The organism is Streptomyces sp. NPDC059866 (assembly GCF_042731325.1).
GTDB lineage: Bacteria > Actinomycetota > Actinomycetes > Streptomycetales > Streptomycetaceae > Streptomyces > Streptomyces flavusporus.
Map to the genome: position 1 here is coordinate 135,354 of NZ_JBHWJT010000010.1, position 26,998 is coordinate 162,351.

A 26,998-nucleotide genomic window follows, 5' to 3' on the forward strand; every position below is an offset into this window, starting at 1 on the left:
CCGTGGCCGCTCACCGGCGTGCCACAGCGGCCGGTCACCGCCGTACGGCAGCGGCCGGTCACCGCCGTACGGCCGTCGTCGTCCACCCCAGCACCAGCCACACCGCCGCCACAGCGCACACGCCACCCCAGCCCCAGTGGCTGAAGGCGGAGCCGGCGAGGGCGGACGCGGCGGCGCCGCCCGCGAAGCCGGCGACCACGTAGGCGGTGTTGGCGGTGGCCGGGGTGGAGGTGGTGGTCAGGGCCAGGGTCTGGTTGGCGACGTGCGAGGCGACCAGCGCGGTGTGGATGACGACCGCCGCCACGAACAGGGCCCACAGCACCTGCCCGCCCAGCCAGAACAGCGGCACGGCGACGGCGGCGAGCAGATACGCGGACCGTACGACCCTGGCGGCGCCGAAACGGTCCACCAGACCGCCCGCCAGCGGAGCCACCACGCTGGCCGCGAGCCCGAAGAGGCCGAAGAGCCCGGCGGTGGCGGTGGACAGGCCGTACTCCGGCCCTGTCAGCAGCAGCGCGAGCGAGGTCCACAGGGCGCTCCACGCGCCGAACATTCCCGCCTGCCGCACGCACGCCCGCCACAGGTCGGGGGAGCGGCGGACCAGGCCGGGCAGCGCGGGGATGCCGGAGAACAGACCGCCGGTACGCGGTCGGCGCTCCGACGGCAGCACCAGGGCCGTGGCCAGGCCGAGGGCGAGGGTGAGCACGCCCGCGCCCAGGAACACCGCCCGCCAGCCGAACGCCTGACCGGCCAGTCCGCCGACCACGCGGGCCGCGACGATGCCGGCGAACAGTCCCGCTATCACCGCCGCGACATGACGGGCCCGGCGATCGGCCGGGGCGCGCTCGGCGACGAGGGGGACGAGAAGCTGCGGGACGACGGTCGCCGCGGACGTCACGAACACGGCGGCCGCGAGGGCGGCAGTGCCGGGGGCGGCGGCGGAGGCGGCCAGCGCGGCCGTGGTGACCACGGTCAGGCCGGTGACCAGCCGACGCCGGTTGACGCTGTCGCCGAGCGGGGCGAACAGCAGCAGGCCCACCGCGTAGCCGAACTGCGCGACCGAGGCGATCCACGCCACGGCCGAGGGGGCCGAGCCGAAGTCGCGGGCGATGAGGGAGAGCAGCGGGGCGGCGAGGTAGATGTTGGCGGCCGTGACCGCGCTGCAGACGGCGATGAGGGTGAGGAAGAGGGCGGAACCGGGTTTCCGTTCGGGGGGCGTCGTCTGGTGGGCGGTGGTTGTCGTCTGGTCGGCGGTGGTTGCTGAGGGCATGAGCGGAAGGACTCCTTCGAGTCGGACTCGTTCGAGCCCGCTCTAGCAACTAACTGGTTGGTTGACCTCCGGGTCAACGGCCTGTGAGGCGCATCGATTCCCCCTCAACCAAACAGTTGGTTATTTCGGCCCGCTACCCTGTGCCCATGGCAGTCAGGGACCCCGAGGCCACCAAGGCCCGCATCTTCGAGGCGGCCGTCGCCGAGTTCGCCCGCCACGGGATCGCCGGCGCCCGCATCGACCGCATCGCGAGCGAGGCCAGGGCGAACAAGCAGCTGATCTACGCCTACTACGGCAACAAGGCGGAGCTGTTCGCGTACGTCCTCGAGAAGAAGATGCTCGACCTCGCCGTCTCCGTCCCCATCGACCCGGACGACATCGAGGGCTGGATCGACCGCCTGATGGACTACCACGCCGCCCACCCCGAGCTGCTGCGCCTGCTCTTCTGGGAGGGCCTGGAGTACGGCACGGCCGAACTCCCCGACGAGGCCGAGCGCCAGGACCACTACATCCGCAAGGTCGCCCTGGTCCGGGACGGCCAGGACCGCGGCGTCATCACCGACGCCATCCCGGCCCCCGACCTGCTCTTCCTGCTGACCGCCCTCGCCAACTGGGCCGTCGTCGTCCCCCAGATCAAGCGCATCGTCGTCGGCGCCGACGACACCGACCGCGACCGCCTGCGCACCTCGATCAAGGAGGCGGCGCGCCGGCTGACGGCACGGTGAAGCCACCGACCCGCTTCCGGCGAGCTACCAGCCTCAGTTCGTGCCGATCCGTGCCAGCAGGTCCACGATCCGGCTCTGCACCTCGGAGCTGGTGGACCGCTCCGCGAGGAACAGCACCGTCTCGCCCGACGCGAGCCGCGGCAGGTCGGCCTGGTCGACGGCGGCCGTGTAGACGACCAGCGGGGTGCGGTTGAGCTGCCCGTTCGCGCGCAGCCAGTCGACGATCCCGGCCTGGTGCCGGTGCACCTGGAGCAGATCCATCACGACCAGGTTCGGCCGGAACTGCCCCGCCAGCGTCACCGCGTCCGTGTCGCTCGCCGCCCGCGCCACCTGCATCCCGCGCCGCTCCAGCGTCGCCGTCAGCGCCAGCGCGATCTCCGCGTGCTCCTCGATGAGCAGCACCCGCGGCGGGTGCTGCTCGCTGTCGCGCGGCGCGAGCGCCTTCAGCAGGACGGCGGGATCGGCGCCGTACGCCGCCTCGCGCGTCGCCTGCCCGAGCCCGGCCGTGACCATGACCGGCACCTCGGCGGCCACGGCGGCCTGCCGCAGCGACTGCAGTGCGGTCCGGGTGATCGGCCCGGTCAGCGGGTCGACGAACAGCGCCGCCGGGAACGCGGCGATCTGTGCGTCCACCTCCTCGCGCGAGTGCACGATCACCGGCCGGTAGCCGCGGTCGCTGAGTGCCTGCTGGGTCGACGTGTCCGGCGCGGGCCAGACCAGCAGTCGGCGCGGGTTGTCCAGCGGCTCGGGCGGCAGTTCGTCGTCCATCGGCTGCGGCCGCGGCGGGTCGGCGACCTCGACGGCTCCGCCCGGACCGTCCAGCGGTTCCGGTCCCTCGGCGGCGTTCTCGTCCGGTGCGCCTATCGCGTACGAGCGTCCGGCATCCTCAGTGGCCTGCGCCCCCGCCTGCGCGGCGAGCCGGGACTGCCCCGCGAGAGACGGCTGCGGCTGCTGCTGTACGGGGGGCTGCTCGGCCGGCGGATGCGGGCGGGCGGACTGCTCCGGGCGCGTGCCGGCCGGGTCCGGCGGCGTACCGAGCTTGCGGCGTCGTCCTCCGTTGGTGGACTGCTGCGGGGGAGGCGTGGCGCCGCCCGACGGCTGCTGCACCTGCGCCGCCTGCCGCGTGAACGGCACCCCCTGTCCCAACGTCCGCACACTGATCGCCCGGCCCTGCGTGGAGTTCGGATCCGCGGGCGCGGCGGCGGCCTCGGCGGGCAGCGGCTGCGCGACCCGCGCCTGCTGTGCGGGAGCCGCCTCTGGGGGGAGGGGGGTGCCGGAGGCGGGGGTCTGCGGCGCGGGTCGGGCTGTGCCGTTGGGCGGGGTCTGGGTCTGGGGCTGGGCTGCGGCCTGAGGCTGAGGGGTCGGCTGCGGAGCGGGGGCAGGGGCTGGGGGGACGGGGGTTCCGGCGGTGTTCGGCGGTACGGCGGCGCCCGCGCCCTGCGGAGGTACCGGGGTGCCCGTGCCGGCGGTGTCGTCGGGGTCGGCCGTGCCGGGCCACTGCTGCGGGGCCGGGGTGTCGTGCCCGGGGGTCGCCTCGGCGGGGAGGGGCCGGCCCTGTGCCGTGCCGTTCTGCGCAGGAGCGGCCTGGCCCGGCAGAGGCTGCGCGACGGCCTGGGCGCCCGGCGCGGCAACGGGTGGGACCGGGGCCTGAGCGGGCGCGTGCTGTGCAGGCACGGCTTGGCGCAGGCCGGCGGGTGCGGTCTGGGTTGCTTGAGCACCCTGGGCTGCAGATGCAGCCCGGGGCGCCTGGCCCGGAGTCCCCTGACCCGGGGTCATCTGGGCCGGAATGGCCTGCGGGGACGTCACGGTCGCCGCCTCCGCCGGCTGGGCAACGGCCCGTCGCCGTCGGCCCGTCGGTGCGCTCGCGGGGTGCGGCTGGGGCGGCGTGTGGTCCTCGGACTGGTCGTGCGGCACGGCGTCGTGCCGACCGTGGTCCTCGGCGTGCCCGGCACCACCCGGGGTGGTGCCCTGCCCCGGAACCTGCGCCTGCGCCTGACCCGCCATCTGCACGGACTGCACCTGCGCTTGCGGCTGACCCGGCATCTGCACGGACTGCGCCTGCGCCTGCGGCTGACCCGGCACCTGGGCGACGGCAGCCGGCTGCTGCTCGCCGGACGACCGGTCCGCCTCCGCCGGCGGCAGCGCGAAGACCGTACGCGGCTCCGCTTCCTGCGCGGCGGCACGTTCCTGGGCGGCGGCGAGGGCACGCCGACGCCGCCCGGTCGGCTGCTGGTCCTCGACACCTGAGCCGGCCGGGGCCGGTGATGCCGCTGCCGCGGGCAGCGCCGGCGGCAGGGCGTGCTGTTCCCCCGCCGCGCGCCGGGCCCGCCGTCCGCCACCGGGCGCGGGCACGCCCTGCGGCGGAACGGTCCCGCCCAGCCCCGTGCCCACGGCCGCGGCGCCCGCGGCGTGCTCGGCAGCCATGACGACGGCACCCTCGGCAACACCGCCTGCCCCGGCCTCCGGTGCACCGTCCACCCCGCCGGCGTCCTCGGCCGGCCGCCCGCGCCTGCGCCCCGTACCGCCGGCGACCTCGCTCGCCTCGACCGGCGCTTCCAGGGCCTGGGGTGCGGCAGCACGCCTGCGCCGCCGCCCCGTGGGCGCGGCCGCCTCCGTCTCGGACCCGGCTCCCGGTACGTCGCTCTCCAGGAAGGCGTCCACGGAGGCCCGCCGGGCCCGCCGCCGCCCCCCGCCCGAGGTCTGCTCGGACGAACCGGAACCGGCCTCCTCGCCGCCGGCCTCGGGCGCGGCCGGCGCGGGAACGGCCCCCGCCCCACCCCCGAGCGGAACCTCCAGGACGTACGCACTGCCGCTCATCCCCGGCACCTCGTGCGTCTGCAGCACACCACCGTGCGCCCGCACGATCCCGCGCACGATCGGCTCGTGCACCGGGTCTCCCCCGGCGTACGGGCCGCGCACCTCGATCCGTACGACCTCACCGCGCTGCGCCGCCGCCACCACGACGGTGTTGTCCATGTAACCGCCCGCCGAGACGGGCGAGTTGCCGGTCGCGTCGACCCCGGCGACATCGGCGACGAGGTGCGCGAGGGCGGTGGCGAGAAGCTTCGGGTCGACCTCGGCCTCGATGGGCGGCGCGTGCACGGCGAACTGCATCCGCCCCGGCCCGATGAGCTCGACGGCCCCGTCGACACCGGCGGCCACGACGCTGTCGAGCATGACCTTCGTACGGGTGATGTCCTCGGTCCCGGCGTCCAGCCGCTGATAGCCGAGGACGTTGTCGATGAGCTGGGTGATCCGCGAGTACCCGGCCGAGAGGTGATGCAGCACCTGGTTGGCCTCGGGCCACAGCTGCCCGGCGTCGTCCGCGGCCAGCGCCGCCAGCTCGCGGCGCAGCTCGTCGAGCGGCCCGCGCAGCGACCCCCCGAGCAGCGTCAGCAACTGATCGTGCCGCCCGGCCAGCGCCTCGTACCGGTCCTTCTCCCGCTCGGCGAGCGCGGCGTACCGGTCCTCGCCGGCCGCCAGCTCCTCCTCGTGCCGCTCGCGCAGCTCCTCGAGCTCGGTGACGTGCTGCTGGCGCAGGGCGGTGAGGTCGGAGGCATGCTCCTCCGAGACCCGCTCGAGCTCTTCCGCGTGCTGCTTCTCCGCGGCCGCCTTCTTCTCGGCGAGCGTGTCGTACGGCCGCCGGTCGGTGAACGTCATCACGGCGCCGACCAGCTGGTCGCCGTCGCGAACGGGTGCGGTGGTCAGGTCGACGGCCACCTTGTCGCCGTTCTTGGACCACAGCGCCTGCCCGCGCACCCGGTGCTTGCGCCCGGAACGCAGGGTGTCGGCGAGCGGGGACTCCTCGTACGGGAAGGGCGAGCCGTCGGCCCGCGAGTGCAGGAAGAGCGGGTGCAGTTCCTTGCCGCCGAGCTCGCCGGCGCGGTAGCCCAGTATCTGCGCGGCAGCCGGGTTGACGAGCACGATCCGCCCGTCGGTGTCGGTCCCCACGACGCCCTCGGAGGCGGCCCGCAGGATCATCTCCGTCTGCCGCTGCGAGCGGGCGAGCTCCGCCTCCGTGTCGACGGTCCCGGAAAGATCCCGCACGACGAGCATGAGCAGCTCGTCGCTGCTGTAGCCGTAACTGTCGTAGGCCTGCTGACCGTTTTCCAGATTCGCGCTGGTGACCTCGACGGGGAACTCGCTCCCGTCCGTCCGCCGGGCGATCATCCGGGTCGGCTTGGTAGGCCCATGGGGATCGATGTGATCGGGCCGCCGCATCGAACCCGGGATGAGCTTCGAGTCGAACTGCGGCAACAGATCGAGCAGCCCGCGCCCGACGAGCGCGGTGCCCGGCGCCTCGAAGGCCTCGAGCGCGATGGTGTTCGCGTTGACGACGGTCCCGTTGGCGTTGACCAGTACCAACGCGTCGGGCAGCGCGTCGAGTATGGCTGCGAGGCGAGCAGCGCCTCGGGATGGCCTGCTGCTCACGAGACGCTTCCTCCCTGTTACCGCACCTAGCCGACCGCTCGGGCCATCTTGCCAACCTGCCCGCGACGTGTCACGCGAGGGAGTCTAAGGGCTGGGGTTGCGCTCGCGACGCCGGATGAGAGAGAGCTCGCACGACGAGGCGACGTCCGACGGACGACGAACCAGTGCGGATTCCCCGCCCGTGCACGCCCACGGCACGTGCCCTCCGCGAGACCTTTACAGCACTGTCGTTTCCGCCGGGTTCCCTTGCTTCCGTCGACCGGCCCTGCTGCCGGAACAGCCGCTACGCAGTGCCGCCGGGCCCCGCCTCCGACGGCATCTCCGGCAGCAGCGGCACGAGCCGGTTCCAGCGGGCGATCTCGCACCCGTTGCGGCGGTCGAACGTGGCGTCGACGGGGCGTCCGGCCCACGTTCCGGTGACGTGCGCGGTGGCGGGCCCGCCGTACTGCATGGTGCACACGCTGCCCGACGGCACGGGCGCGAAGGCGCCCACGCCCCACCGCGTCTCCCGGTCGAGGACCCGACACGCCCCGCTCACATCCGGATGACCGCCGCCCTCCGGATGACACCGCAGCTCATACGTCCCGTCCGCGCGCCCGCCGGAATTCCGGACGGTGACGGTGAGGTGATCACCGTCCTGGCCGCGGTCGGGGACGGGCGGAGGTGCTGCAGGGGAAGGAGCGGCCGGTGTGCCGGGCGGGGCGCCGGCGGACGCGGCGGCGGCTGCCGGCGCCGCGGCGAGGGCGGTGAGCGCGGCGAGGGAGGCACCGGCGGCGACGGCGAGCCGCCGGAGCCCCGGGCGGGCTGGGGAGAGGGGGGTGACCTGCAACATGACCTGACTAACGCGGTACGCCCCCGGATGTTGCGCGCCCGCCGTTGCCCGCCGGACGCGCGGCTAAGCCCTTTGCTCTGCGACCCGCCTGCCTAGTACCGTGGGGGGCGATTGGTGACAGCACGCTCGACTGTGTCATCATCTGCACACACCACTCGCGCTCGCGCGGGCGGCTGTGCTGGAGGCGTCGCCTAGTCCGGTCTATGGCGCCGCACTGCTAATGCGGTTTGGGTCTTAAAGCCCATCGAGGGTTCAAATCCCTCCGCCTCCGCGCGATCACCGAAGCCCCGGTCCAACCCGACCGGGGCTTCGCCGTTTCACCCCCTCAGAGTGCATTTCCGCAGGTCACAAGGGGTACGGCTAACGGATTTCACATGGCGGCGGCAGTCATGTAATGTTCTTCCTGTCGCCGCGAGCGGGCCGGAAGGGCCGGGAGCGGCGAGAAAACAGAACAAAGACAAGCACTCGTAGCTTAACGGATAGAGCATCTGACTACGGATCAGAAGGTTGCAGGTTCGAATCCTGCCGAGTGCGCACAGACCAGAGGCCCCGGAGAGATCCGGGGCCTCTGGCATTTCCGGGCCGTACAGCAGCGAAGTACAGCAACGGTCGGTCAGCCGGTCTCGGTGCCACCCATCGCCGCGGACAGCTTGCCGAGCGCGGACCGCACCTCTTCCTCGCTCGCTTCCGCGTAGACCTCCATCGTCATGGCGATCTGCGCATGCCGGAGGCCGGCACGGCGAGCGCGCAGGGCGAACATGCGGGTGAGGTTGTCCGGCCCGATCGGAGTCCCGTACTTCGTGGTGAAGATCAGGCCGCGAGTGTCCTGCCAGAGCTCACCGGCCGCCTTCCGGTCGCCGGTCTGCTGGGCCCGGCGCATCCGGAGCGCCTTCAGGCAGAACTCAGAGCGGATCGGGCGAACGTCGAGCTGGCGGCCGAAGATGAAGATGTGGGCCCGGTCGTCGACCTCCGGTCCGTTGACGCGTGCGGCGGTGGCAGCAGTACGGATGACGTCGGTCAGCAGCTCGGCCGTCGCCCATGCCGGGGGAGGCATGTCGCCGCCCTCCGGGCCGTCCACGGCGGTACGCAGCAGCGAGGCCGGGACCGGAGGCAGTAGCCCATGATCGGCTACACCACGAGAGGGGACACGACCGCCGGCGGCCCGATGTCAGCGCCGCCTGTTCTACTTCAGTACAGGACCGGTGAACGACGGAGACCGACATGGGCGTGCTGTACGACTACTTCCACGCGACCGACCACACCACGGCGGTGAACCAGGCCACCGGCCCTGAGGGCGACTGGCTCCACGGGACGTCGCTGGAGGAGACGGGCGCAGACTGGATCGACGCAAAGGGCCTGGACCCGAACGTCGTCCTGGCCCAACTGGTCGCCTACGCCGAGGGCGTCCCCTTCACCGATCAGCAGGACGCGCCGGAACTGATCTGGCCCGAACCGCCCTACCCCCAGGGTGAGTCCACCGACCCCGAATCTCCCTGGAACACGGGCCTGATCCTCCAACGACTTCCCGATCGCTGGCGGGACGTCCTCGCCACTCTCCCTGAGGACGCCGTCCCGATGGTGGCGGCCCAGTGGTACGAGATCGAGGAGGTCGATTTCGCCGACCACCTCGTCGCCAGGAACGCGGTTGCCACGTTCATGGCCCTGGCCTGCCGCGCGCGGATGGCGGGCGCCCACCTTTACTGCCGGTGCAGCCTGTGAAGCTGCCTGTCCGGTACCGGCTGCAGTACAACAGCGAAGTGCAGCAACCACAGCGTCCTCCACGTCCAGTGGCGACCTTCAAGGCCCACGGCGCAACCACCATGACCGTCACTGTCCGATGTAGACAGAGCTACGGATCGCAAGGCTTCTGACATCCACGGCTGACATCAACGGCGCCGGACGGGGGCGTACACCAGTGTTTCTGTCCGGCCGTCGCACCAGTCGACGACAGCCGCCGGAGCGGGCTCGGATCGAATTCCTGAGGCGGGTGTCAGGGCGCTCTCGACAGAGGCCGGGACCTCGCCGACACTGATCGGCATGGGGGACAGCACGGTTTGGGTTGCTGCTTTCACTGGCGGCACGGCCGTGCTCGCCAGCTGGGTGACCAACCTGGGCAACGTGCGGGCCGCGCGTTCAGGCCGAGGCTTCGGCACAGGCCCAGCACCGGGGACGGGTGCGGGAGTTGCGGCGGACCGCTCACCTGGAGCTGATGAAACCCCAGGTCAGGGGCCTGGGGTTTTTGTTTGTCGTCTAGGCCAATTTGAGGCGCCGTGCCCCCTGCGTGCCTTAAGCCGTGCCCCCCTGCGTGCCTTAAGTCGAGGAAAACCCCTCAAGACCCCCGCCTGTTCGGCACGCCGCCCAGTCAGGGCGCGTCGGGGATGGTCATCCCGAAGCCCTGGGTCAGGCCAGCTTCTTGAGCATTTCGGCTGCGGCGGGTCCGGCAGAGGCGGGGTTCTGACCGGTGACCAGGTTGCGGTCGACGACCACGTTCGGGGCCCACGGCTCGCCCTCCTGGTAGTCCGCGCCGATCTCGACCAGGCGGTCCTGGAGCAGCCACTTGGCGCCTGCCGCCAGACCGCTCTGGATCTCCTCGGCGTTGCTGAAGCCGGTGAGCCGGTAGCCGGTGAAGGCGTTGCCACCGTCGGCCTCGGTGGCGGCCAGCAGCGCGGCCGGAGCGTGGCAGACCACGCCGAGCGGCTTGCCCGAGGCGAGGGTGTCGATGAGGAGCTTGCCGGAGGTGGCGTCGACGGCCAGGTCCTCCATCGGGCCGTGGCCACCGGGGTAGAAAACGGCGGCATAGTCGTCGAGGTCGACGTCCTCCAGCTTGATGGGGCGCTGGATCTCGCTGATCGAGGCGAGGGCGTCCGCCATCTTCTTCGCGCCCTCCTCGCCGCCGTTGAACTGCGGCGCCAGGCTTCCCTGGTCCAGGGGCGGCACGACGCCGCCCGGCGTGGCGACGACGATCTCGTGGCCGGCGGCGGTGAACGCCCGGTACGGGGTCACGGCCTCCTCGGCCCAGAAGCCGGTCGGGTGCTTGGTGCCGTCGGCGAGCGTCCAGTGGTCGGCGCCGGTCATCACGAAAAGGATCTTCGACATGGTGCGGTCTCCTAGAGCGGGGTTCAGCTGGGTCGTTATTCGGTGCCGGCCAAGGCAGCGAGGATCAAGTCGCTGACGGCCTTGGTGGACACCGGGTTCTGTCCCGTGATCAGGCGGCCGTCGCGCACGGCGTGCGGCGTCATCGGGACAGTGGAGCGCACATACTTGGCGCCCTTCGCGCGCAGTTCGTCCTCCAGGAGGAACGGCACCCTGCTCTTGACGCCGGCCAGCCGTTCCTCGACCGTCGCGAAGCCGGTGACGGTGCGGTTCCTTACCAGGGGGTTTCCGTCGGTGTCGCGGAGGTTGATGAGGGCGCAGGCGCCGTGGCATACCGAGGACACGATGCCGCCGTCGGCGTAGATGGCCTGGGCCGTTCGCTGCAAGTCGGCGCTGTCGGGGAAGTCCCACATGGTGCCGTGACCACCAGTGAAGAAGATCGTGGAGTAGTCGTCCGGATCTGTGCCGGCTACAGAAGGGGTGGCTTTCAGGGCGTCCATGAAGGCCGGGTCATCGAGATAACCGCGAACCGTCCGGTCAACGAACAAGCGACCGAGGCTACGAGGGTCGAGCGGCACCTCGCCGCCCGCCGGGCTCACCACGTCCACCGTGTGACCGGCCTTCACCGCCTTGTCGTAGAAATGGACGAGCTCACCCAGCCACAGTCCGGTCTGGTGCTTGCTCGCCCCATAGGTGGCCTGATTGGTCACGACCGCAAGAATCTTTTTCTGTCTCATTTCCCCTCGTCTCCTGGCGGCCCGTGGTTTCGAAGCTAAAGCTGTCGATGCATCGGCGCCAATGAAGAGATCGATACCGGGTATCGAAGAACCGATGCCTGGTCCGGGGACATACAGCACCTGGCCGGTATGCCTACCTCGTAGGCTCGAAGCCGTGAGCGATCACGACACTCATGGGTCCGGTCCGCTGGACCTGAACCTGCTGCGCACCTTCCTCGCGGTGCACCGCCTGGGCTCCTTCACCGCTGCGGCGCGTCAGCTGAGCCTGTCGCAGTCCACCGTCACCACGCACATCCGGGCACTGGAGAGGCGCCTGGGCCGCGAGCTGTTCGAACGCCGGGCGCAAGGCGTCACTCCGCTGCCCCATGCGGACGAACTCGCCACCCGGCTGTCGGCGCCCCTCGACCAGTTGGCCGTCATCACCGGCGAGGAACCGAGCAGCACCGTGGCGCCGGTCCATCTGGCGGGACCAGCGGAGTTCCTGGGCACTCTCGGCCTCACGGTGCTGGCCAAGCTGGTCGCGCAGGGCGTCCGGCTTCGGGTGGCCACCGGGCTGACCGAATCACTGCTCGAAGAACTGCGGGCCGGGCACCACGACCTCGTCATCGCCACCCGGCGGCCCCGTGGCCGGACGCTGTACGCCGAACTCCTCGGCGACGAGGAGTTCGTCCTGGTCGCCGCACCGGTATGGGCAGAACGGCTCAAGGGGCAGGAGCTGCCCACTGCCCTGGAGAGCCTCCCGCTGATCGCCTACGCCGAGGATCTGCCCATCGCCCGCCGCTACTGGCGCCACGTCTTCGACCGTCGCCTGCACGCCCAGGCCGCGATCACCGTCCCCGACCTGCGCAGCGTCCTCACCGCCGTCACTGTCGGCGCCGGCTGGAGCGTCCTGCCCAGCTATCTGTGCCGGACCGAACTCGTCTCCGGCGTCCTCCGTCTGCTGCACCAGCCGGAGGACCCGCCGATCAACACCTCCTACCTCGTCCAGCGCCCGGGCAGCTCCACCAACCCACACGTGACACTCGTCCGTGAGCACCTGCTGGCCGCCGCGAAAACCTGGTGAGCCGACCCAGCGGCGCCGGGGCCTGAAGGGCAGAAGCTCCTCGCCATGCTGAAGGTGATCGACGAGATCCCTGACAGCGTCGAGCAGCAGGGAGAGGCCGCGGTCCGGGCCTACCTCGACGAACACCTTGCCAGTACAAACCGGGGGGTTCGCGGTTGGTGGCAGACAGCCAAGTGCGTGGGTTCCATCACGGCTGCCATCGCCGGCGGCGCGGTTCCCGTCGCGAAGATCCTCAAGCTGAAGGCGTTCATCAAGAAGGTCGGTTCCGTCAAGGAAGCCGCCCACCTCCTCATCCGCGTCTCCAAGGGTGAGGAGAAGATCAGCGAACTGGGTGCCACGCTCGGCGGCCTTGCCTCGGTGATACTCGGGATCGACGGGATCAAGAGGAACTCCCGACAGCCTGCCCGGTCCTACGGATCAGAAGGTCGCAGGTTCGAATCCTGCCGAGTGCGCACAAGTCAGAGCCTGGGCTTGTTCTGTCTTCTGGTCAGCGAGGCTACTGATCAGCAGACCGGCGAGTGAGCGCAAGGTTGTCAAGATCACTACAAGGTTGGCATACTCCTCCCGCCGCCCCCCACGGCAGGAGCTCATGACGAGCTCAACTATCACCCTTGGGGCAGCATGAGTTTGCGTGTTCGATCGCGCGCGTTCACCCGGCTTGCCAGGACTGTTGGCGTTTCCCTGGGCATTGGGGTGGTGGCAGCGGGCCTTCTGGTGAGTTCTCCGGCGCAGGCCGTCGAGATGGAATCCGGGACGTTCGGTGTCGTCAGTGAGGTCGGGGACCCGGTCGGCGGTGGTTACTCCTACTCGTACACCGACGGCGAAGGTTCGGCCGACGCCATGTACGCCGGCTGGGACAACGACCGGAACCGGCTCACCGTCATCGTCCTGGGCGCCAACGGCGATCGGTGGGATGTCGTCATGGGGGCCGAGTACGGGCAGCAGTTGGCGCCGGGAACGTACACCGGCGCCTCCGACACACCGGCGCTCGGTGCGCCGAGGCTCTCCGTCAGTGGCACCTTCTACGGCTGTGAGTCCGAGGGGTCCTTCACCATCGACCGTCTGGTCCTCGGACCGCGGGGCTACGTGGAGGCCCTGGACGCCACCTTCCAGCAGAACTGCGTGGGCAGCGTCCCCGGGCTCACCGGCCAGGTCCACCTCACCAACCCGCCGCCGCCCGCGGAGCTGTCGCTGGGCGTCGACATCGCCGCCTCCGGCACGGTCGGAGCCGACGGCAAGCCCGCCGTGCACGGCACCGTGACCTGCACCGAGCCGGTCAACGTGCTGGTGAACGGCAGGATCGACCAGGTCGTGGCCAAGGGCGCCCTCGCGACCGCCTCGTACTACACGCGGGTGGACTGCACACCCGGCACGCCCGCCACGTGGGCAGCGGTGGGGACCGTCGGCGCCGTCCCCTTCGAAAAGGGCGATGCCGCAGTCGAGTTCAAGGCACAGGCGACTGACCCGGTGTACGGGCACACGGTCGTCACCGCGCCCCAGACGGCCACCGTGTCCCTCCGCAGGAGCTGAAACGGCTGCCGTACTTCACACCCTTCTCCCTACATACGGAGCTTTCCTTGAGACTTCGCGCACGCAACAATGCGTATACGCGCGTCACCACCGGCCTCGCCGCGGCGCTGGCCTTCATGGCTGTCGCGTCGGGCCTGCTGGCCGGCACGGCGCAGGCATATGAGGTCGAGGCCGGGACCTTCGCCTTCAGCGGGGACGCCGGTGAATACATCAGCGCGGGCCAGTCGTACTCCTACACCGATGGTGCGGGTTCCCAGGACGGGATGACCGTTCAGGGTTTCACCAGCAACGGTGTCGGAACCGGCGTCGGCGTCTTCGTCAACAGCGCGGGCGGCGACACCTGGTCCCTGCACATGGAGGCACCGTGGGGCCCGTCGCAGCCGCTGGTCCCCGGCACCTACACCGGCGCCAAGGCCAATCCGGCTCCGGGCGAGCCCCGGATTGAGCTCAGGGGCAACGGCCGGGACTGCCTTGCCGAGGGCTCCTTCACCATCCGTTCCGTGGAGTTCGGACCTTACGGTTATGTGAAGGCTCTCGACGCTTCCTTCGAGCAGCACTGTCCGGGAGCAACGGAGTCGGTGCGCGGCGACGTTCGCCTGACCAATCCGGAGCCGCCCGCCGAGACCGTGCTGGGGCTGCAGGTCGCCGCCGACGGCGTCGCCGACAGGACCAGCGGGAAGGCTGTCGTCCACGGCACGGTCACCTGCAACTCGCCCGTGACGGTTCAGTCGTACGGCACGGTGAGCCAGACAGTCGAGGGTGTCACCGTGCGCGGCTCGTACCGTACGGACGTGGCGTGCGTGCCGGGCCAGCCCACGCCGTGGACCGCCCAGGCCACGCCCACGGGCACCGTGCCCTTCCAGCGCGGCGAGGCCACGGTGATCAGCCGTACCACCGGCACGGATCCCTTCTACGGCCACACGATCGCAGCCGACTACACCGGCTCGCTTCAGCTCGTCAAGAAGTGACGGCCGGCTCACCGGATGCAAGGGTCGGCCACGGTTGACGGCGGCGGTCGGCGGGCGCATCGGGCAGCCGTCGGCGCAGGTATGAAAACCGCAGCTGACACACCCTGACGCTCCGCCTCTCTCCTGGAGCGGGTGTCGCAGGTTCGAAGCCCGCCGGGGGCACCAGCCAAGAGGCCCCGGACCGATCACGGTCCGGGGCCTTCGACGTCCAGGTCTGACATCAACTGTGCCGATCACTGATGACCGGGGCGCCTCCTGAGCAGGCGGTCCATGGGACAGCCGTCGAGAGCGGCGTTCGGGTCACTGCACGTCCACGAAGTCGCCGGTCGCCTTGACGGCCGGGGTGGTGGAGGTGCCTGCGAAGTCCCAGCGCCAGTAGCCGTCTTCGGACGTGGGGACCGTGGTCGTCAGGCTGCCGGTACTGGAGGTGTACACAGTCTTGATGGTCGTGTAGGTCGTGGTGCCGACCTTGCGGAACTGGAGCTTGACCGGCTGGTTGGTGTAACCCCGGTAATCGAGATTGTCCCAGTCGGCCCGGGTGAGCTTGCCGGTGACGGTGAGGGTCTTGCCCTTGGCAATCGGTTCCGGGCCTGCGTCCACGGTGAGTTTGGAGTGCCGCTGCAGACGGGTCGTGGTGTAGCTCGCCGACTGGGTCCAGCTGTCGTCATTGGCCACCCCCTGCACACTGACCTTCCAGGTGCCGGCGTGGGCGTTGGTGAGTGCGGTGCCGCCGTACCTCCAGTCAGGTTCGAGGGAGATCGTCTGCGAGCAGGTGGAGGTGGTGGCACTCGAGGAGACGCAGTCCGCATGGGAGTAGTACTGGTTCGACACGATGCGATCGTCGTAGGTTTCGTAGGGGTTCGCACCATCCGGTCCACGCCACAGGACGAAGTCCGCGTCCTGGATGCCCGACGGGTGGGTGAAGGTCCCTGAAACCGTGATCGTCTTGGCGTAGAGACCGACCACGATGTTCTTGCCACCGTCGAAGGAGACGTTGTTGATTTGGACGTCGGTCTGGGTCGCGTCCGCGTAGGCACCGGGGGCGGCGAAGCCGGCCAGCGCGGCGACGGCACTGAGCAGAGCAAAGGCAGCGCGCTTGTGCATGTATCTCCTTCACGGAGGGAAGAGCGGGAACCCGCCGAGCGGGAGCAGCGGGCAGTTGAAGCCGGTCAGGGACCGGCGACGGACTTGATCGTGTACGGGAAGCTTTCCTGTTGCCAGATCACCGTGAACCGGGAGGTCGGGCGGGTGTCGACCTGGGGTACCCGACCGTCCGACGTGAGTGTCTTCGTGGTGCCGAAGGTGCCGGAACGGCTGATCAGGCGGGCGCTGGTCTTGGTGTAGCTGTACGGGGGCGTCGACTTGGGGACGACCGTGTGGAAGACCAGCATGCCGTCACCGTCGTCGTCGAGGGCCAGGTCGGGGCGGTCGCCGAGACCCAGGCTGGTGACGGCGCCCCGGGCACCGGCCGCGGACAGGTGGCGGCCGAGCAACTCGAGCTTGCCGGTGCTGTTGTAACGGGTCCACACGATCATCGAGTCGCCGTCGAGGTCGGTCGCGAGGGCGTGGTGGAAGCCCACGTTGTCCGTGGAGGCCGAGATGCGCAGCGGGGCCGCCAGCGTGCCGGTGCGGCTCCAGCGCGAGGCCCAGACCTGGGAGCGGTCGCCGCCGCCGGAGTGGTAGGTGATGACCGCGTCGCCGTCCTGGTCGACGCCGACCCGCACCATGCCGAAACCGCCGTACGACGCGATCGGCGAGGTGAGCATCTTCGTCGAGGAGACGGACGTCGACGTGATCCGCCTGGCCACGACGTCCGAGGTGCGCGCCCAGGCGACGACGAACTGTCCGCTGCGGTCCACGCCGATGGCCGGCTTCTCCGCCGAGCCCGAGCCGAGGGTGATGGGCGCGCCGAGCGTGCCGTCGAGCTTAAGGCGGCGGGCGACCGCGTACCAGCTTCCGTCGCGGATCTCCGTCCAGGCCGCCATCGCGGTGCCGCCCGGGGTCACGGCGACCACCGGGGTGGTCGCGGGCGCCGACGTGGACAGCTTCTGCAGCGGTCCGACGAGGCTGCCGGAGGCCGAGACCCGCCGGCCCACGACCTGGCTGTCCTGTTGCCAGACCACCGCCGAGTCGCCGGTGTCGTCGGAGGCGGCCTCCGGCCAGGACGGCGCGGCACCGTCGGGCGACAGGGTGCGGATCGCTGTCACCGTACCGCTCGCGTTCTTCACTCTGGCCTGGATCCGGTAGTAGCAGCCCGGCGTCGACAGGTCGCAGGCATTCCAGGCCAGCAGGGCGTCGCCCTGCCGGTCGACCGACACCGTGGGGGAATCGTCAGGGGTCCAGCCGGAGGCCGACACGTTCCACGTCGACGTCCACGCCGCCTCGGCGTTCATGGCCATCGTCGCGGTGACCGCGATCCCGGCCGCCGCGGCGACGGAAACCCCGGCAAGAACCCGACGCTTCACCGAACGCCGATGACGTGCTGCACGCGGAGCCAACCTCCTCCTCCAGTTCATTCTCGTGACTTGGGCGCAGCCGTCACACAGGCTGCCCGCAATACCCAGCGCACCTGCATGCTCAAACGTCACATGCGATACGGACGGGCTGACCGAGGCCACCTGTCATCACCTGCCGTCCGGTACCGCCCTTGCGGGGGCCTCAGCCGCGCTCGAATATCCGCCACGTCGCCTGTCCAGATAGGCCGAGACGCCCTGCTCGTCGCCCCGTTCGCGGATCACCGGCACGGTGCGGGCTGTCAGGGCCGTGGAGACGCCACTGATTTGCGGACCGTTGGGACAGGTGCCACACCACGAACAAAAGCCGGGGCACCTCTCCGTGCCCTGGAAGAAAGCGCAGGCCAGGCCATGAAACTGACCGAGAACACCCACTCCTCCGTCCGACTGGAGAAGGACGGCCGCACCCTCGTCCTCGACCCCGGCCTGTTCAGCGCTCCGGACGAGACAGCGGGCGCCGACGCCATCCTTGTCACCCACGAGCACACCGACCACTTCCACGAGGACCGCATCCGGGCCGTCCTGGAGGCCAACCCGGCCGCCGAACTGTTGAGCCAGTCCGCCCTCACCGGCCAACTCTCGGCCGCCTTCCCCCGGCCGCGTGCACACCACTGCACACCGTGGGCCAGGGATCCAGGGTCAGGCAGGAGGACGAGTCAAGGGGGGAATGCTGACTCTGAGTTGGTCCATCGCCGCGGTGGCTGCTCACGGAAGCCCTGCGGCAATGGGTCCGCCAAGCCGTGGCCGACCAAGGCGACCGGCCTGATCTGCTCAGCACGGCCGAAAAAAGCGAATCGGACCAACTCTGCAAGGAAGCTCCGAGTTGGCCGGGTCTGAGGCACGGCGGTCGCGGCCGAGGGCCCCGCGGTCGTGGCGGCCAAGGTCTGAGAAGGGGTTCAGACGGGGGGCAGATGGCGGCTCACGAGGGCCCGCAGCCGCTCCGCGTCCTGTGGAGAGCGCAGCCCGCGCTTGGGCAGCACCTCCACGAGCAGGATGTTCGGGTCTTGGCTGAGCAGCACCACGTGGTCGCGAGTCTCGCGGTAACCGCGGAAGACCGACCAGCGCTGTACGAGCGTCACGTGCGCGGTCTCGGCCGCGATCCCCGTCTCGCTCACGGACGTGCGGTAATCGCCCTGCCAGGAGACTGTGCGCAACGCGTGGTGGGCCTGGAGGTGGGGGATCGACCAGATCAGGGCGGCGCAGAAGACGGCGGTCACGAACGACTGCGCGGAGCTTTCCGGTGCGGTCACCACCAGCACGGCGCCAGCCCCGAACAGCCCCGTGCAGCCCCACCTGACCAGGTGGAGGCGCCGACGGCGCTCACGCACCCGGACGCCCGCGAGGAGGTCGGCGCGCGTCGGCCGGTAGACCAGCTCGACCGTGTCCTGCCTTCCGTCCCGCCCCATGTCCACGACCATGAACCGGGATCGTACTGCCCGTGCCGGACGCCGGATCCAGCTACGTCGGGCAACGCTGGATCTCGGCGTTCGCCAGCACGAGGAGAGCCCGCAGGAGCGTGGTCGCGTGGCGGGCGTTCTTGCGGACCTTGGTGAGGACCGCGCCACTTCTCGAGGGCGGCGAAGCCGTGCTCGTTTGCCGCCTTCCGCCGAACTCAACAGCCGCCCACGCGAGAATCGCGATTCCGGTCCACTCGGTCTCGGCCCGCTTCCGGCCTCTGCTTGCGGTTCCGCCGCGGACAGGGGGCCATCGCCGGCCCCGGTGCTGCGGTGAGCCGGGGCTGGTGTTCTCATGCCGGTTGTGGGCGTGATCGTCAGCCGGTGATCATTCGGCGCGTTGCCGGTTCGCCGGCCTCATGGATGCCGCCGCCCTCGAGACCGTCGCGGACCTCGGTCCCTCGGCGCTTGGCGGCCTCCCGGCTGTGTGCCGCGCCGCGTGATCCACCGGTGTGACGTCTGGGAGGACGTTTGCGCTGGATAAGCGCCGCCTGTCGATCATGGCAGTGGCAGTGACGAGCACAGCACCTGACCGCTGTGCTCGTCGTGCCTTCCGCGGAGCTCACCTCCAGACGACGTCCTACTGAAGGAAGCGACCCACCACGTGCGCATAAGACAGTTCGCAGAAAGAGCGGCACTTTCCGCTGCTCTGAGCCTCTCGTTCCTCGGCCTCGGAACGACCGCGGCCGCCGCGGACACCAGTAGCTCACTGCCGATCAGCTCGTATCGGGACATAGCCGTCGACGCAGCTCATCAGCAGGTCTTTCTCAGTGACCCGTTCGGTGACAGCGTTCTGGTGACGGACTACACGGGCCAGGTCGTAAAGCAGATCAGCGGTGCGGACGGCGCCTGGGGATTCGCGCTGTCCAGCGACTCCAGGACGCTGTACGTGGCGCTCCGCGACGCCGGCGCGATCGCCGCGATCGACACCGTCACCCTGCAGGAGACCGTCCGGTACGACACCGGCACCGGCGCGGGTGCCTATGCCGGTCCGACCTCCCTCGCGCTGGCCGGAGGCAGGATCTGGTTCGGCTACAGCCTCGACACCTGGAGGGGCGCCCTCGGCTCCCTGGACCTGAGCGGCGCGCAGCCGGTCGTCACCCGGGGCCAGGGCCTCGACACGTTCCGCGGCTCGCCCCGCCTGGCCGCCACGCCGCAGGATCCGAACACTCTCGTGGCAGCCGAGTCCGACGGCAACGCAGCCGCCGTGGCGGTGTACGACGTGAGTACCGGTCAGGCCGACACCCAGGCGAAGCGCGTCGATCCAGGGCCGGACGGATGCGAGAGCCTGCAGGACGTCGCCCTGACACCGGACGGCCGACAGGTCGTCGTCGCCTGCGCCGCGGCCCATTACCACCAGGTGTTGCGCACAGCCGACCTGGCGGACGACGGCATCTACACCACCAGTTGGTCCCCCACCGCGGTGGCCATCGCCCCCGACGGCACGATAGCGGCGGGCGTCTACGGGCCATCCTGGCCCGACGTGCAACTGTTCGCGCAGGGCAACCCCACGGCCTACACGGCCTGGGATTTCCCGGAGCCCTCCGATTACGCCGACACCACCCTCGTGTCCGGCGGTCTGGCCTGGGCTCCGGACGGCAGCCGGATCTTCGCAGTCACCGAGACCAGCGGCTCTTCGTCCCTGACACTGCAGGTCCTGAATCACCCGCAGGTCGCCACCACCGTCACCGTGCAAGCACCCGCCTCGTCACCCCGGAACCAGAACCTCACCCTCACCGGAAAGCTCGAAGCGCCCGTGGGCTTCGGCGCTGGAAGCACCGTCGACATCTGGCGGATCGACGACCCCATGGCGGGTGAGGGCACGCTGATCGGCTCCGCGACCGTCGCCGCGGACGGCACGTTCAACTACACCGACCAGCCGAAGGCCAAGGGCGATGTCCAGTACACCGTCCAGTACTACGGCGACGCGCGGCACGCCTACGCCTATGGCTCGGTCACGGTCAACATCACCTCGGACTGAGTCCCTTCCACTTTGCGTCACAGGCTCGGCTCGGACCCTGCAGGCTGCATCCGACGCAAGGAGCCGTACCGGCTGACGCGGCTGATGTACTCAAGGGGTCGTTGCAGCACGTGGTGAGTCGGTCAAGCCGCGAGCAGCTCAGACAGGCGCTCGGCTGGGATTTCCCAGCCGAGCGTTCTCGCGTGGGCGGCTGTTGAGTTCGGCGGGGACAGCACTCATCAGGCTCCCGGGATCGACCCGTGCACTCGCGACGGCGCTCCCGAGCACGCCATGACCGCACCCCAGCCGCCGGCCACCCGGACACGCAGGCCGAACAGCAGCAGCGACGCAGTCCTGGCCGGCGCCGACGTCACAACAGCCATGTGCGGCCGCAACGGCACATCGAGGACCAACACGGGCATCAAGCACCCTGGGCGCAGGGTGAGTCGCACGGGCGGCCCGGCAGCCCTCACCGTCTCCCCGTGCCCACAGCGTGCCCGTAAGGGCGGACAACCACGGTCAACAGCGGTGCGATCCGACCCGCACGGCCGCCCCGAGGGAAGGCATCCGCGCAGGTCAGCGCCATAGAAACCGCCCAAGCGCCGTCGCTTCCCAAGCTGAGAGTGCGCCAACGTCGCTCCGGCCAAGTTGGCTCCGTCGACCGCTCTATACAGTGCACGGCGAGGGGGCGACATGGTCGATCAGAACTGGGACGACGACACCGACTACCACCAAGCCGTAGGGCGGGCATGGGTCATGGTGGCGATCGCTTCTTGCTGCTCGCTGGTGGTTATCGGGCTCGTGGCCGCCGCTGTCTTCGGCGCGGGCATCTTCATGGCTCTCACGGAAGCTCTCAGCAGATGAGCGTGCTGCGGTACAGCAGCGAAGTACAGCAACCCCAGCAACCGGCAGTGCACGTCGGCGGCATGATCGGCTGGGTCAACCAGATCGAGCCGGAAGCCGGTCTACTGACCTGGGTCCGTCCCCCACCGCCAAGGGTTCGGAGGGGCTTCCCCGGCCCGCGACGGGTGAGCGGCCCGCCGGTCTGCCGCTACTCGCAGACCGTGCCGTCCTTCGGCACCTTGCCGTCGAGCAGATAGGCGTTCACCGTGTTCGTCACACAGCTGCTGGTGCCGTACGCTCCGTGCCCCTGCCCCTGGTAAATAAGCTCCACGCCGACGTCTCCGCCGAGCCCGTCGGCCATCCGCCGGGTTCCCTCGTACGGGGTGGCCGGATCGCCGGTGGTACCGACGAGGAGGATCGGCGGGGAGCCCTCGGCGGCGACCTGAGGATCCCTGGCCTCGCCCTTGACCGGCCAGTCGGTACACCAGATCAGGCCCCAGGCCGCGGACTCACCGAAGACTGGGGAGGCCTTGCGAAACTCGGGCAGCTTCGCCTTCACGTCGTCGACCGTGTAGCGCTGCTCGCTGTCCGCGCAGCTGATCGCCTTGAGGGCGGGAAACAGATTGCTGTAGTGGCCGTTGGAGTCGCGTTCGACGTACAAGTCGAAGAGGAGGAGCAGCGTGTTCCCGGTCTTCTCCTGCTCGGCTTCCTGGAGGGCCTGCGTCAGGTAGGGCCAGCTGTCCTGGGAGTAGAGGGTCTGAGAGATGGCGGCTTCCGCCATGTCCTGGGTCAGCTTGCGGCCGTCGTCGGTGGGCAGCGGCCGTGCGTCGAGCCGTTTCAGCAGATCGGTGATCTTCCTACGGCCCTCCTCGACGCTGCTGCCGGTCGGACAGCCCGGCTCCCACGCACAGTCCTCCAAGTAGTTGTCCAGCGCGAGCTGGAAGCCCTTGGTCTGGGCGAGGAGTTTCTGCGCACCGTCCTGGGTGGGGTCGACGACGGCGTCGAGAACGGCCTGGCCCACGTTCTGGGGAACAAGTGGGCGTAGACCCCGCCGAGTTCGGTGCCGTACGAGGCGCCGAAGTAGTGGAGTTTGTCGTCGCCGAGGACTTGACGCAGCAGGTCCATGTCGCGGGCCGCGTTGGTCGTGCCGACGTGCGGAAGGACCTTGCCCGAGTTCTTTTCGCAGGCCGCCACGGACTTGTCCAAGAGCGCGAGGGCGGCCTTCAGCTCTTTGTCGTTGTCGGGGGTGCCGTCGACCTGGTACGCGGCGTCAGTGGCCTTGTCGTTCAGGCAGCGCACAGGCGCGCTGGCGCCGACGCCGCGCGGGTCGAAGCTCACCAGGTCTTAGCGGGCGTGCAGATCGCGGTAGTCCTTCACGGCCTGGGGGAGGACGGAAACGCCGGACTCTCCGGGGCCGCCGAAGTTGAAGACAAGTGAGCCGATGCGCGTCTGTCCGTCTTCCGGGCGCGCCTTCGCGCGGATCAAGGCCAGATCGATGGTGTCGCCGCCCGGATCGGCGTAGTCGAGCGGGACCTTGAGGGTGGCGCACTCCCAGGGCGTGCCGTCCGGCAGCTTTTCTGGCGCTCCGGCATCCGCGCCCTGCAGGGTCGTGGGGGCCGGGCAGCTCTTCCAGTCCGGCTTCTGTCCGGTGAGCGATTCGGGCAGGGATGCGCCCGGGCTCGCGGACACAGAGGTGGTGGGGGATTCGACCCCGCCGCCTTCGTGCGCCCCGGCCGGCCGCGTCGCGGGGGCTGTTGCAGGCGAGCCGGCGTACAGGGCGGTCGACAGCACCCCGCAGGCACCCAGCGCCGCCATCCCGCCGCGCAGCCTCCGCCTGGGTATTCGGCCAGTGTCTCGGACAGCGATCATCGCCACGCCTTCCTGGTGCGCCCGTGCGATGCATGGGCCTGTCGGATGCGGCTTCACAACGGACTCGGGACACCCGGCGTCGGGATCGGTCCCCCCGGCGCCTCCCGTCTGCCGAGCCGTGCCCGGGGCCTGTCCCGGAGCGGTCTGCCGCCTTTTGCACCCCGCTGTGTCATCAGTCCATCACGTGCTGTGTTCGCAGGGCGGTCCGAGGGGGCCGAATGCGTGAATCGCGCTGAGTGATACGGCCAGGCTGTGCCACCCTGTCGCCGTGCCGACTGACGCCGCCGCGTGACAGAAAGCGCCCGCCGACACCTGATCAAAGACCGGCTGGCCCAGCGACGACCGCACGGGGGCCTCCTCTGTTGCGTCGCATCCAGGACGGGACGTATCCCTCGCGGACGCGAGTGCCGTCAGTCATCCAGATCACTGCCGAGTTCGGGATCGCTGCTGCGGCCGCTCAGAAGGTTCTCCAGGGTCTGCGACGAGAAGGTCTCATTTACACCGAGCCCGGCCTCGGCTCCTTCGTCGCCGAGCGGCCCGCGAAGCCCGCGGATGAGAGCGAGCCGCAAGGTGGGATCCAGCGCGGCGGAAACGATCCGCTCATTACCCAGCGCACCTGCATGCTCAAACGTCACGGTGCGGCGCGGAGGGGCTGTGCCGGCAAGCCAGGAGGTGGGCAGGCAGGGCTGTCGGTCGTCAATCCACGCTCGGCCATGCAGCGGGGCGGGGGCACCAACACCGCGGAGACCACCGCGTCGGACGATGCCATGACATCGAGCACAAAACGAAGGCGCCCGAGGTCGAGCCGGCGCAACGCCGGGCCGTGGTCAGCAGCAACGACGAGGGAGACCGCGAGCAGGAGAAGCCGCCACTGGGCCATCACCGGGCGGCGCATTGTGCGGGGCAGTTCTGCCAGGGAGGCGTGCAGCCGCTCACAGTGGAACGGGACGTGGCGCTGCTCGTCGGACAGAATCCGTCCCGCCACATCCGAGGTGAGCGAATCCTGGGCACCATCGCGCAGGGCCCGGTAATAACGCAGCGCCACCACTTCCGCGATCATCAGCACCAGCAGTTCCATGCGCAGGCCCATGAGACGCCGCAACCGTACGAAGACCGTGTCGCTCCAGTGGCCGGCCAACGGCGGTATGCCACCCGCAGCCAGCAGCCGAGCGAGTAGACGGGCGTGGTTTTGTTCCTCGGCGATGAAGAGCCGGACCGCCTGCGCATAGTCGGCGTCGCCGGCCTGGTCCGCTTTGCCGACCAGGTTCGCGCCATCACCGTCCTCGCCTACCTGGAAGCGCTGAATACTGGCCCACACCGCCGGATGCAGCGTCGCCCCGCGCCCCCAGTCCGGGTCACTCCGGGCGTGCCTGCGCTCCCCCTCGTCCTCGAACCGCTGTGTCCACTTGGCGAACTCGCCCGTATCCACTCGGTCACCCCTCTCCGGGACACGGCCACCGTGTCCCGGAGAGGGACGACGCCGACAGACACCAGACCGTTCCGCTGCCGCCCGACGGCCTTCGGTCCTGTGGGCCTTCGGGACCAGCCGGTACGCGTGCACCGGCGCCACCGAGGCAAGGCCACGTGGAGGCGGTGCTTCAAGCGGATTCCGGTTGTGCGGCGGGGGTGATGTTCTGGTTGGCGTGGAAGATGTTGTCCGGGTCGTAGGTCCGCTTGACCTGGGCGAGGCGGTCGTAGTGGTTGCGGTATGTGGCACGGACCCGGCCCGGGGCCTCGCCCTCGCCGAGGAAGTTCACGTACGAGCCGCCCATGGAGTACGGGTGCATCTCCTCCCAGTAGTCGACACACCACCGCCTGATGGTCTCGGCATTGGCCGGATCGGGATCGACACCGGCGAAGACGCCGGACCAGACGGCATCCCGGTAGCCCCATGCGGTGTCGTCGGGGCCCACTCGGTGGGCGGCGCCGTCGACGGGGTACAGGTGCATCAGCGACAGCGGGGTGGGGAGGTTCTCGCCGTGTTTGAGGTGTACGGCGACGGCGGCGTCCGGGATGCTGTCGAAGAAGTCGCCGCGCCAGTACCACTGGTATCCGGTGGGGATCAGTTCGTCGAGAGTGCTCTGCAGCGCGGGGTACGGCACCGGTGACGTGAAGTGGAAGGCAGGCGGTCCCGGCTCCTGCGCCGGCGTGAGCGCCTCCTCGAAGCGGCTCAGGTCACCGGTGTGACACCACACGACGCCGCACACCTTCAGGCCGTGGATCTCCTCCGGGAACGGCGGGGCCGGCGGGATGGTGAAGATCGTCAGGAAGCCGTAGACGTCCTCCGGTGCCTGCGGAAGGAAGTCGCGGTACCACGTCAGCACCTCAGGGGTCCGGTCGACCGGCCACACGGTGATTCCGAACCCGATCGTGTCCACCGGGTGGAGGCGGTACGTGAACGAGGTCACGACCCCGAAGTTGCCGCCGCCACCGCGCAGGGCCCAGAACAGGTCCGGGTGTTCGGTTTCGCTCGCGGTGACGAAGCTGCCGTCGGCCAGTACGACGTCGGCTGCGAGCAGGTTGTCCACCGTCAGGCCGTGCTTGCGGGTGAGGTAGCCGTGGCCGCCGCCCAGTGTCAGGCCCCCGACGCCCGTCATGGAGATGATGCCCGAGGGGGTCGCGAGCCCGAAGGCGTGGGTGGCGTGATCGAGGTCGCCGAGCTGGCTGCCGCCGCCGACCTGGGCGGTCCTGGCGGCAGGGTCGACGCGTACCCACCGCATCGGGGACAGATCGATGGTGACACCGCCGTCCACGAGGCAGAGGCCGGGGCCGCTGTGCCCGCCTCCCCGGACGGCCAGTTCCAGGCCCTGATCACGGATGACCTTGATGGCGGCGATGACATCCCCGGCATCGACGCAGTGGGCGATCGCGGCCGGACGCTTGTCGATCATCGCGTTGTAGACCTTGCGGTCCTGGTCGTAGTCGGGGTCCTGGGGCCCTGTGACCGGGCCGCGCAGCGCGGTCCTCATGGCTTCCAGAGTTGAGGTGTTCATGGAGATCTCCCACCCGGCTCACTGGTTGGTCGGCCGCCACAGCCCCGGCATCCGCCCGCCGCACACCGCGGTGCTCACCTGACCAGCGTCCCGCCGACTCGGGTGCCCTGCAATCCGTACCCTCAGCAGGGCGTCGGCTTCCGTTGTCGTCTCTCGTGAAGGTCGTCCGACCGGAGCGGGAGAGGGGCCGGTGGTGCTCGCAGGTGATGAGCCGTCAGTCACCGGGGTGGGAGCAGGAGATCCGCGATGACACCGGTGCAAGTCGACCGGCTGTCCCTGCTGTTCGGTCAGCGCTCGGTGCAGGCAGGGTAGGAAGAGCCGCGGTAGCAGGAGTCGTAGTCGTCACGGGTCACGAAGAACGTCTCCTCCTCGCCGTCCGACGTGCGTACGGTGAGCTCGTTGATCTCGGCCCCCATGCCCGTGTACGTGCGTTTCTTGTCGATGACGCGTCCTGGCGGTCCCTCCTCGTAGCCGCACGCGGTCACGAGGGTGAGGAGGGCGGCGGCGAGGAGGGTCGCAGGAGCAGTGGCGGCGGTGCGGTGCTTCATCGGGTCAGCTCCCGTCGCGGGCCGATGTCTCCACAGCGGACAGGCGCGATCTCCTCTTGCTCGCGGATCCGCAGGGGCATCGTCCCATCACGGGCCCGGGACGGGTCCCCATCAGACGCCTCGCTCCGCGGCAACTTGGCGGGCGAGGATCACCCGTCTGCACCGGTTG

General features: G+C 70.0%; 20 protein-coding genes, 2 tRNA genes and 3 pseudogenes. 11 read left to right on the forward strand and 14 right to left on the reverse strand.

Annotated features, from left to right (window positions below):
* Positions 1 to 58 precede the first annotated feature (58 nt).
* Positions 59 to 1,270 (reverse strand): MFS transporter, encoded by a 1,212-nt coding sequence (locus ACFV7R_RS17545; protein WP_385264254.1) that lies wholly within the window; start codon positions 1,268 to 1,270, stop codon positions 59 to 61.
* Between the two features lie 146 nt (positions 1,271 to 1,416).
* Here ACFV7R_RS17545 and ACFV7R_RS17550 point away from each other — a divergent pair, with 146 nt between their 5' ends.
* Complete coding sequence (locus ACFV7R_RS17550) at positions 1,417 to 1,995, forward strand: TetR family transcriptional regulator (RefSeq protein WP_385264255.1); 579 nt, start codon at positions 1,417 to 1,419, stop codon at positions 1,993 to 1,995.
* Positions 1,996 to 2,028: 33 nt separating this feature from the next.
* On the opposite strand, the gene ACFV7R_RS17555 is transcribed toward ACFV7R_RS17550, so the two are convergent.
* Positions 2,029 to 6,426, reverse strand: coding sequence for a PAS domain-containing protein (locus tag ACFV7R_RS17555; RefSeq protein WP_385264256.1), 4,398 nt, complete (start codon positions 6,424 to 6,426; stop codon positions 2,029 to 2,031).
* A 283-nt stretch (positions 6,427 to 6,709) separates the two neighbouring features.
* Positions 6,710 to 7,258 carry an SSI family serine proteinase inhibitor gene (locus ACFV7R_RS17560; protein ID WP_385264257.1) on the reverse strand — a complete coding sequence of 183 codons (549 nt, stop codon included), beginning with the start codon at positions 7,256 to 7,258 and terminating at the stop codon, positions 6,710 to 6,712.
* A 180-nt stretch (positions 7,259 to 7,438) separates the two neighbouring features.
* Between ACFV7R_RS17560 and ACFV7R_RS17565 the strand changes: the two genes are divergently transcribed.
* Both ACFV7R_RS17565 and ACFV7R_RS17570 read left to right on the forward strand, forming a co-directional pair.
* Positions 7,439 to 7,529, forward strand: a tRNA-Ser gene (locus ACFV7R_RS17565).
* 190 nt (positions 7,530 to 7,719) lie between these two features.
* Positions 7,720 to 7,792: transfer RNA gene (locus ACFV7R_RS17570), tRNA-Arg, on the forward strand.
* 79 nt (positions 7,793 to 7,871) lie between these two features.
* Here ACFV7R_RS17570 and ACFV7R_RS17575 read toward each other — a convergent pair.
* Positions 7,872 to 8,336, reverse strand: a pseudogene (locus tag ACFV7R_RS17575) (replication initiator); the annotation flags it as partial.
* A gap of 143 nt (positions 8,337 to 8,479) precedes the next feature.
* Between ACFV7R_RS17575 and ACFV7R_RS17580 the strand changes: the two are divergent.
* Entirely contained in the window at positions 8,480 to 8,977 is a 498-nt protein-coding gene (locus ACFV7R_RS17580) for a hypothetical protein (RefSeq protein ID WP_385264258.1), read from the forward strand.
* A gap of 681 nt (positions 8,978 to 9,658) precedes the next feature.
* Here the strand turns inward: ACFV7R_RS17580 and ACFV7R_RS17585 are convergent.
* Together ACFV7R_RS17585 and ACFV7R_RS17590 are read right to left on the reverse strand one after the other, a co-directional pair.
* Positions 9,659 to 10,354 (reverse strand): type 1 glutamine amidotransferase domain-containing protein, encoded by a 696-nt coding sequence (locus tag ACFV7R_RS17585; RefSeq protein ID WP_385264259.1) that lies wholly within the window; start codon positions 10,352 to 10,354, stop codon positions 9,659 to 9,661.
* A 35-nt stretch (positions 10,355 to 10,389) separates the two neighbouring features.
* Positions 10,390 to 11,061 (reverse strand): type 1 glutamine amidotransferase domain-containing protein, encoded by a 672-nt coding sequence (locus ACFV7R_RS17590; RefSeq protein ID WP_385264260.1) that lies wholly within the window; start codon positions 11,059 to 11,061, stop codon positions 10,390 to 10,392.
* Between the two features lie 181 nt (positions 11,062 to 11,242).
* Between ACFV7R_RS17590 and ACFV7R_RS17595 the strand changes: the two genes are divergently transcribed.
* The 4 genes from ACFV7R_RS17595 to ACFV7R_RS17610 all read left to right on the forward strand — a co-directional run bounded on the left by ACFV7R_RS17595 (position 11,243) and on the right by ACFV7R_RS17610 (position 14,649).
* Entirely contained in the window at positions 11,243 to 12,151 is a 909-nt protein-coding gene (locus ACFV7R_RS17595; RefSeq protein WP_385264261.1) for a LysR family transcriptional regulator, read from the forward strand.
* A gap of 45 nt (positions 12,152 to 12,196) precedes the next feature.
* Positions 12,197 to 12,673: a hypothetical protein gene (locus ACFV7R_RS17600; protein ID WP_385264263.1), complete on the forward strand. Its 477-nt coding sequence runs from the start codon at positions 12,197 to 12,199 to the stop codon at positions 12,671 to 12,673.
* A 192-nt stretch (positions 12,674 to 12,865) separates the two neighbouring features.
* Complete coding sequence (locus ACFV7R_RS17605; protein ID WP_385264265.1) at positions 12,866 to 13,681, forward strand: hypothetical protein; 816 nt, start codon at positions 12,866 to 12,868, stop codon at positions 13,679 to 13,681.
* Between the two features lie 47 nt (positions 13,682 to 13,728).
* Positions 13,729 to 14,649 (forward strand): hypothetical protein, encoded by a 921-nt coding sequence (locus ACFV7R_RS17610; RefSeq protein WP_385264267.1) that lies wholly within the window; start codon positions 13,729 to 13,731, stop codon positions 14,647 to 14,649.
* 300 nt (positions 14,650 to 14,949) lie between these two features.
* Here the strand turns inward: ACFV7R_RS17610 and ACFV7R_RS17615 are convergent, their stop codons facing one another.
* Together ACFV7R_RS17615 and ACFV7R_RS17620 are read right to left on the reverse strand one after the other, a co-directional pair.
* On the reverse strand, positions 14,950 to 15,753 hold the full coding sequence (locus tag ACFV7R_RS17615) for a calcium-binding protein (RefSeq protein ID WP_385264269.1): 804 nt from the start codon (positions 15,751 to 15,753) through the stop codon (positions 14,950 to 14,952).
* Positions 15,754 to 15,818: 65 nt separating this feature from the next.
* On the reverse strand, positions 15,819 to 17,114 hold the full coding sequence (locus ACFV7R_RS17620) for a hypothetical protein (RefSeq protein ID WP_385264270.1): 1,296 nt from the start codon (positions 17,112 to 17,114) through the stop codon (positions 15,819 to 15,821).
* Positions 17,115 to 17,513: 399 nt separating this feature from the next.
* Here ACFV7R_RS17620 and ACFV7R_RS17625 point away from each other — a divergent pair.
* Positions 17,514 to 17,781 (forward strand): annotated as a pseudogene (locus ACFV7R_RS17625) (MBL fold metallo-hydrolase); the annotation flags it as partial.
* 277 nt (positions 17,782 to 18,058) lie between these two features.
* On the opposite strand, the gene ACFV7R_RS17630 reads toward ACFV7R_RS17625, so the two are convergent.
* Positions 18,059 to 18,580: a YcxB family protein gene (locus tag ACFV7R_RS17630; RefSeq protein ID WP_385264272.1), complete on the reverse strand. Its 522-nt coding sequence runs from the start codon at positions 18,578 to 18,580 to the stop codon at positions 18,059 to 18,061.
* A gap of 832 nt (positions 18,581 to 19,412) precedes the next feature.
* Here ACFV7R_RS17630 and ACFV7R_RS17635 point away from each other — a divergent pair.
* Both ACFV7R_RS17635 and ACFV7R_RS17640 read left to right on the forward strand, forming a co-directional pair.
* Positions 19,413 to 20,597 (forward strand): YncE family protein, encoded by a 1,185-nt coding sequence (locus ACFV7R_RS17635; RefSeq protein WP_385264273.1) that lies wholly within the window; start codon positions 19,413 to 19,415, stop codon positions 20,595 to 20,597.
* A 672-nt stretch (positions 20,598 to 21,269) separates the two neighbouring features.
* Positions 21,270 to 21,440: a hypothetical protein gene (locus ACFV7R_RS17640; protein ID WP_385264275.1), complete on the forward strand. Its 171-nt coding sequence runs from the start codon at positions 21,270 to 21,272 to the stop codon at positions 21,438 to 21,440.
* A 187-nt stretch (positions 21,441 to 21,627) separates the two neighbouring features.
* On the opposite strand, the pseudogene ACFV7R_RS17645 reads toward ACFV7R_RS17640, so the two are convergent.
* The 5 genes and pseudogenes from ACFV7R_RS17645 to ACFV7R_RS17665 all read right to left on the reverse strand — a co-directional run bounded on the left by ACFV7R_RS17645 (position 21,628) and on the right by ACFV7R_RS17665 (position 26,829).
* Positions 21,628 to 23,234 (reverse strand): annotated as a pseudogene (locus tag ACFV7R_RS17645) (alpha/beta fold hydrolase).
* A gap of 464 nt (positions 23,235 to 23,698) precedes the next feature.
* Positions 23,699 to 23,923 carry a hypothetical protein gene (locus ACFV7R_RS17650; protein WP_385264276.1) on the reverse strand — a complete coding sequence of 75 codons (225 nt, stop codon included), beginning with the start codon at positions 23,921 to 23,923 and terminating at the stop codon, positions 23,699 to 23,701.
* Positions 23,920 to 24,717, reverse strand: a complete 798-nt coding sequence (locus tag ACFV7R_RS17655; RefSeq protein ID WP_385264278.1) for a ferritin-like domain-containing protein — start codon at positions 24,715 to 24,717, stop codon at positions 23,920 to 23,922. Before ACFV7R_RS17655 ends, ACFV7R_RS17650 begins: the two co-directional genes overlap by 4 nt.
* 169 nt (positions 24,718 to 24,886) lie before the next feature.
* Complete coding sequence (locus ACFV7R_RS17660; protein WP_385264279.1) at positions 24,887 to 26,281, reverse strand: FAD-binding oxidoreductase; 1,395 nt, start codon at positions 26,279 to 26,281, stop codon at positions 24,887 to 24,889.
* Positions 26,282 to 26,568: 287 nt separating this feature from the next.
* Positions 26,569 to 26,829 (reverse strand): hypothetical protein, encoded by a 261-nt coding sequence (locus ACFV7R_RS17665; RefSeq protein WP_385264280.1) that lies wholly within the window; start codon positions 26,827 to 26,829, stop codon positions 26,569 to 26,571.
* Between the last annotated feature and the right edge of the window lie 169 nt (positions 26,830 to 26,998).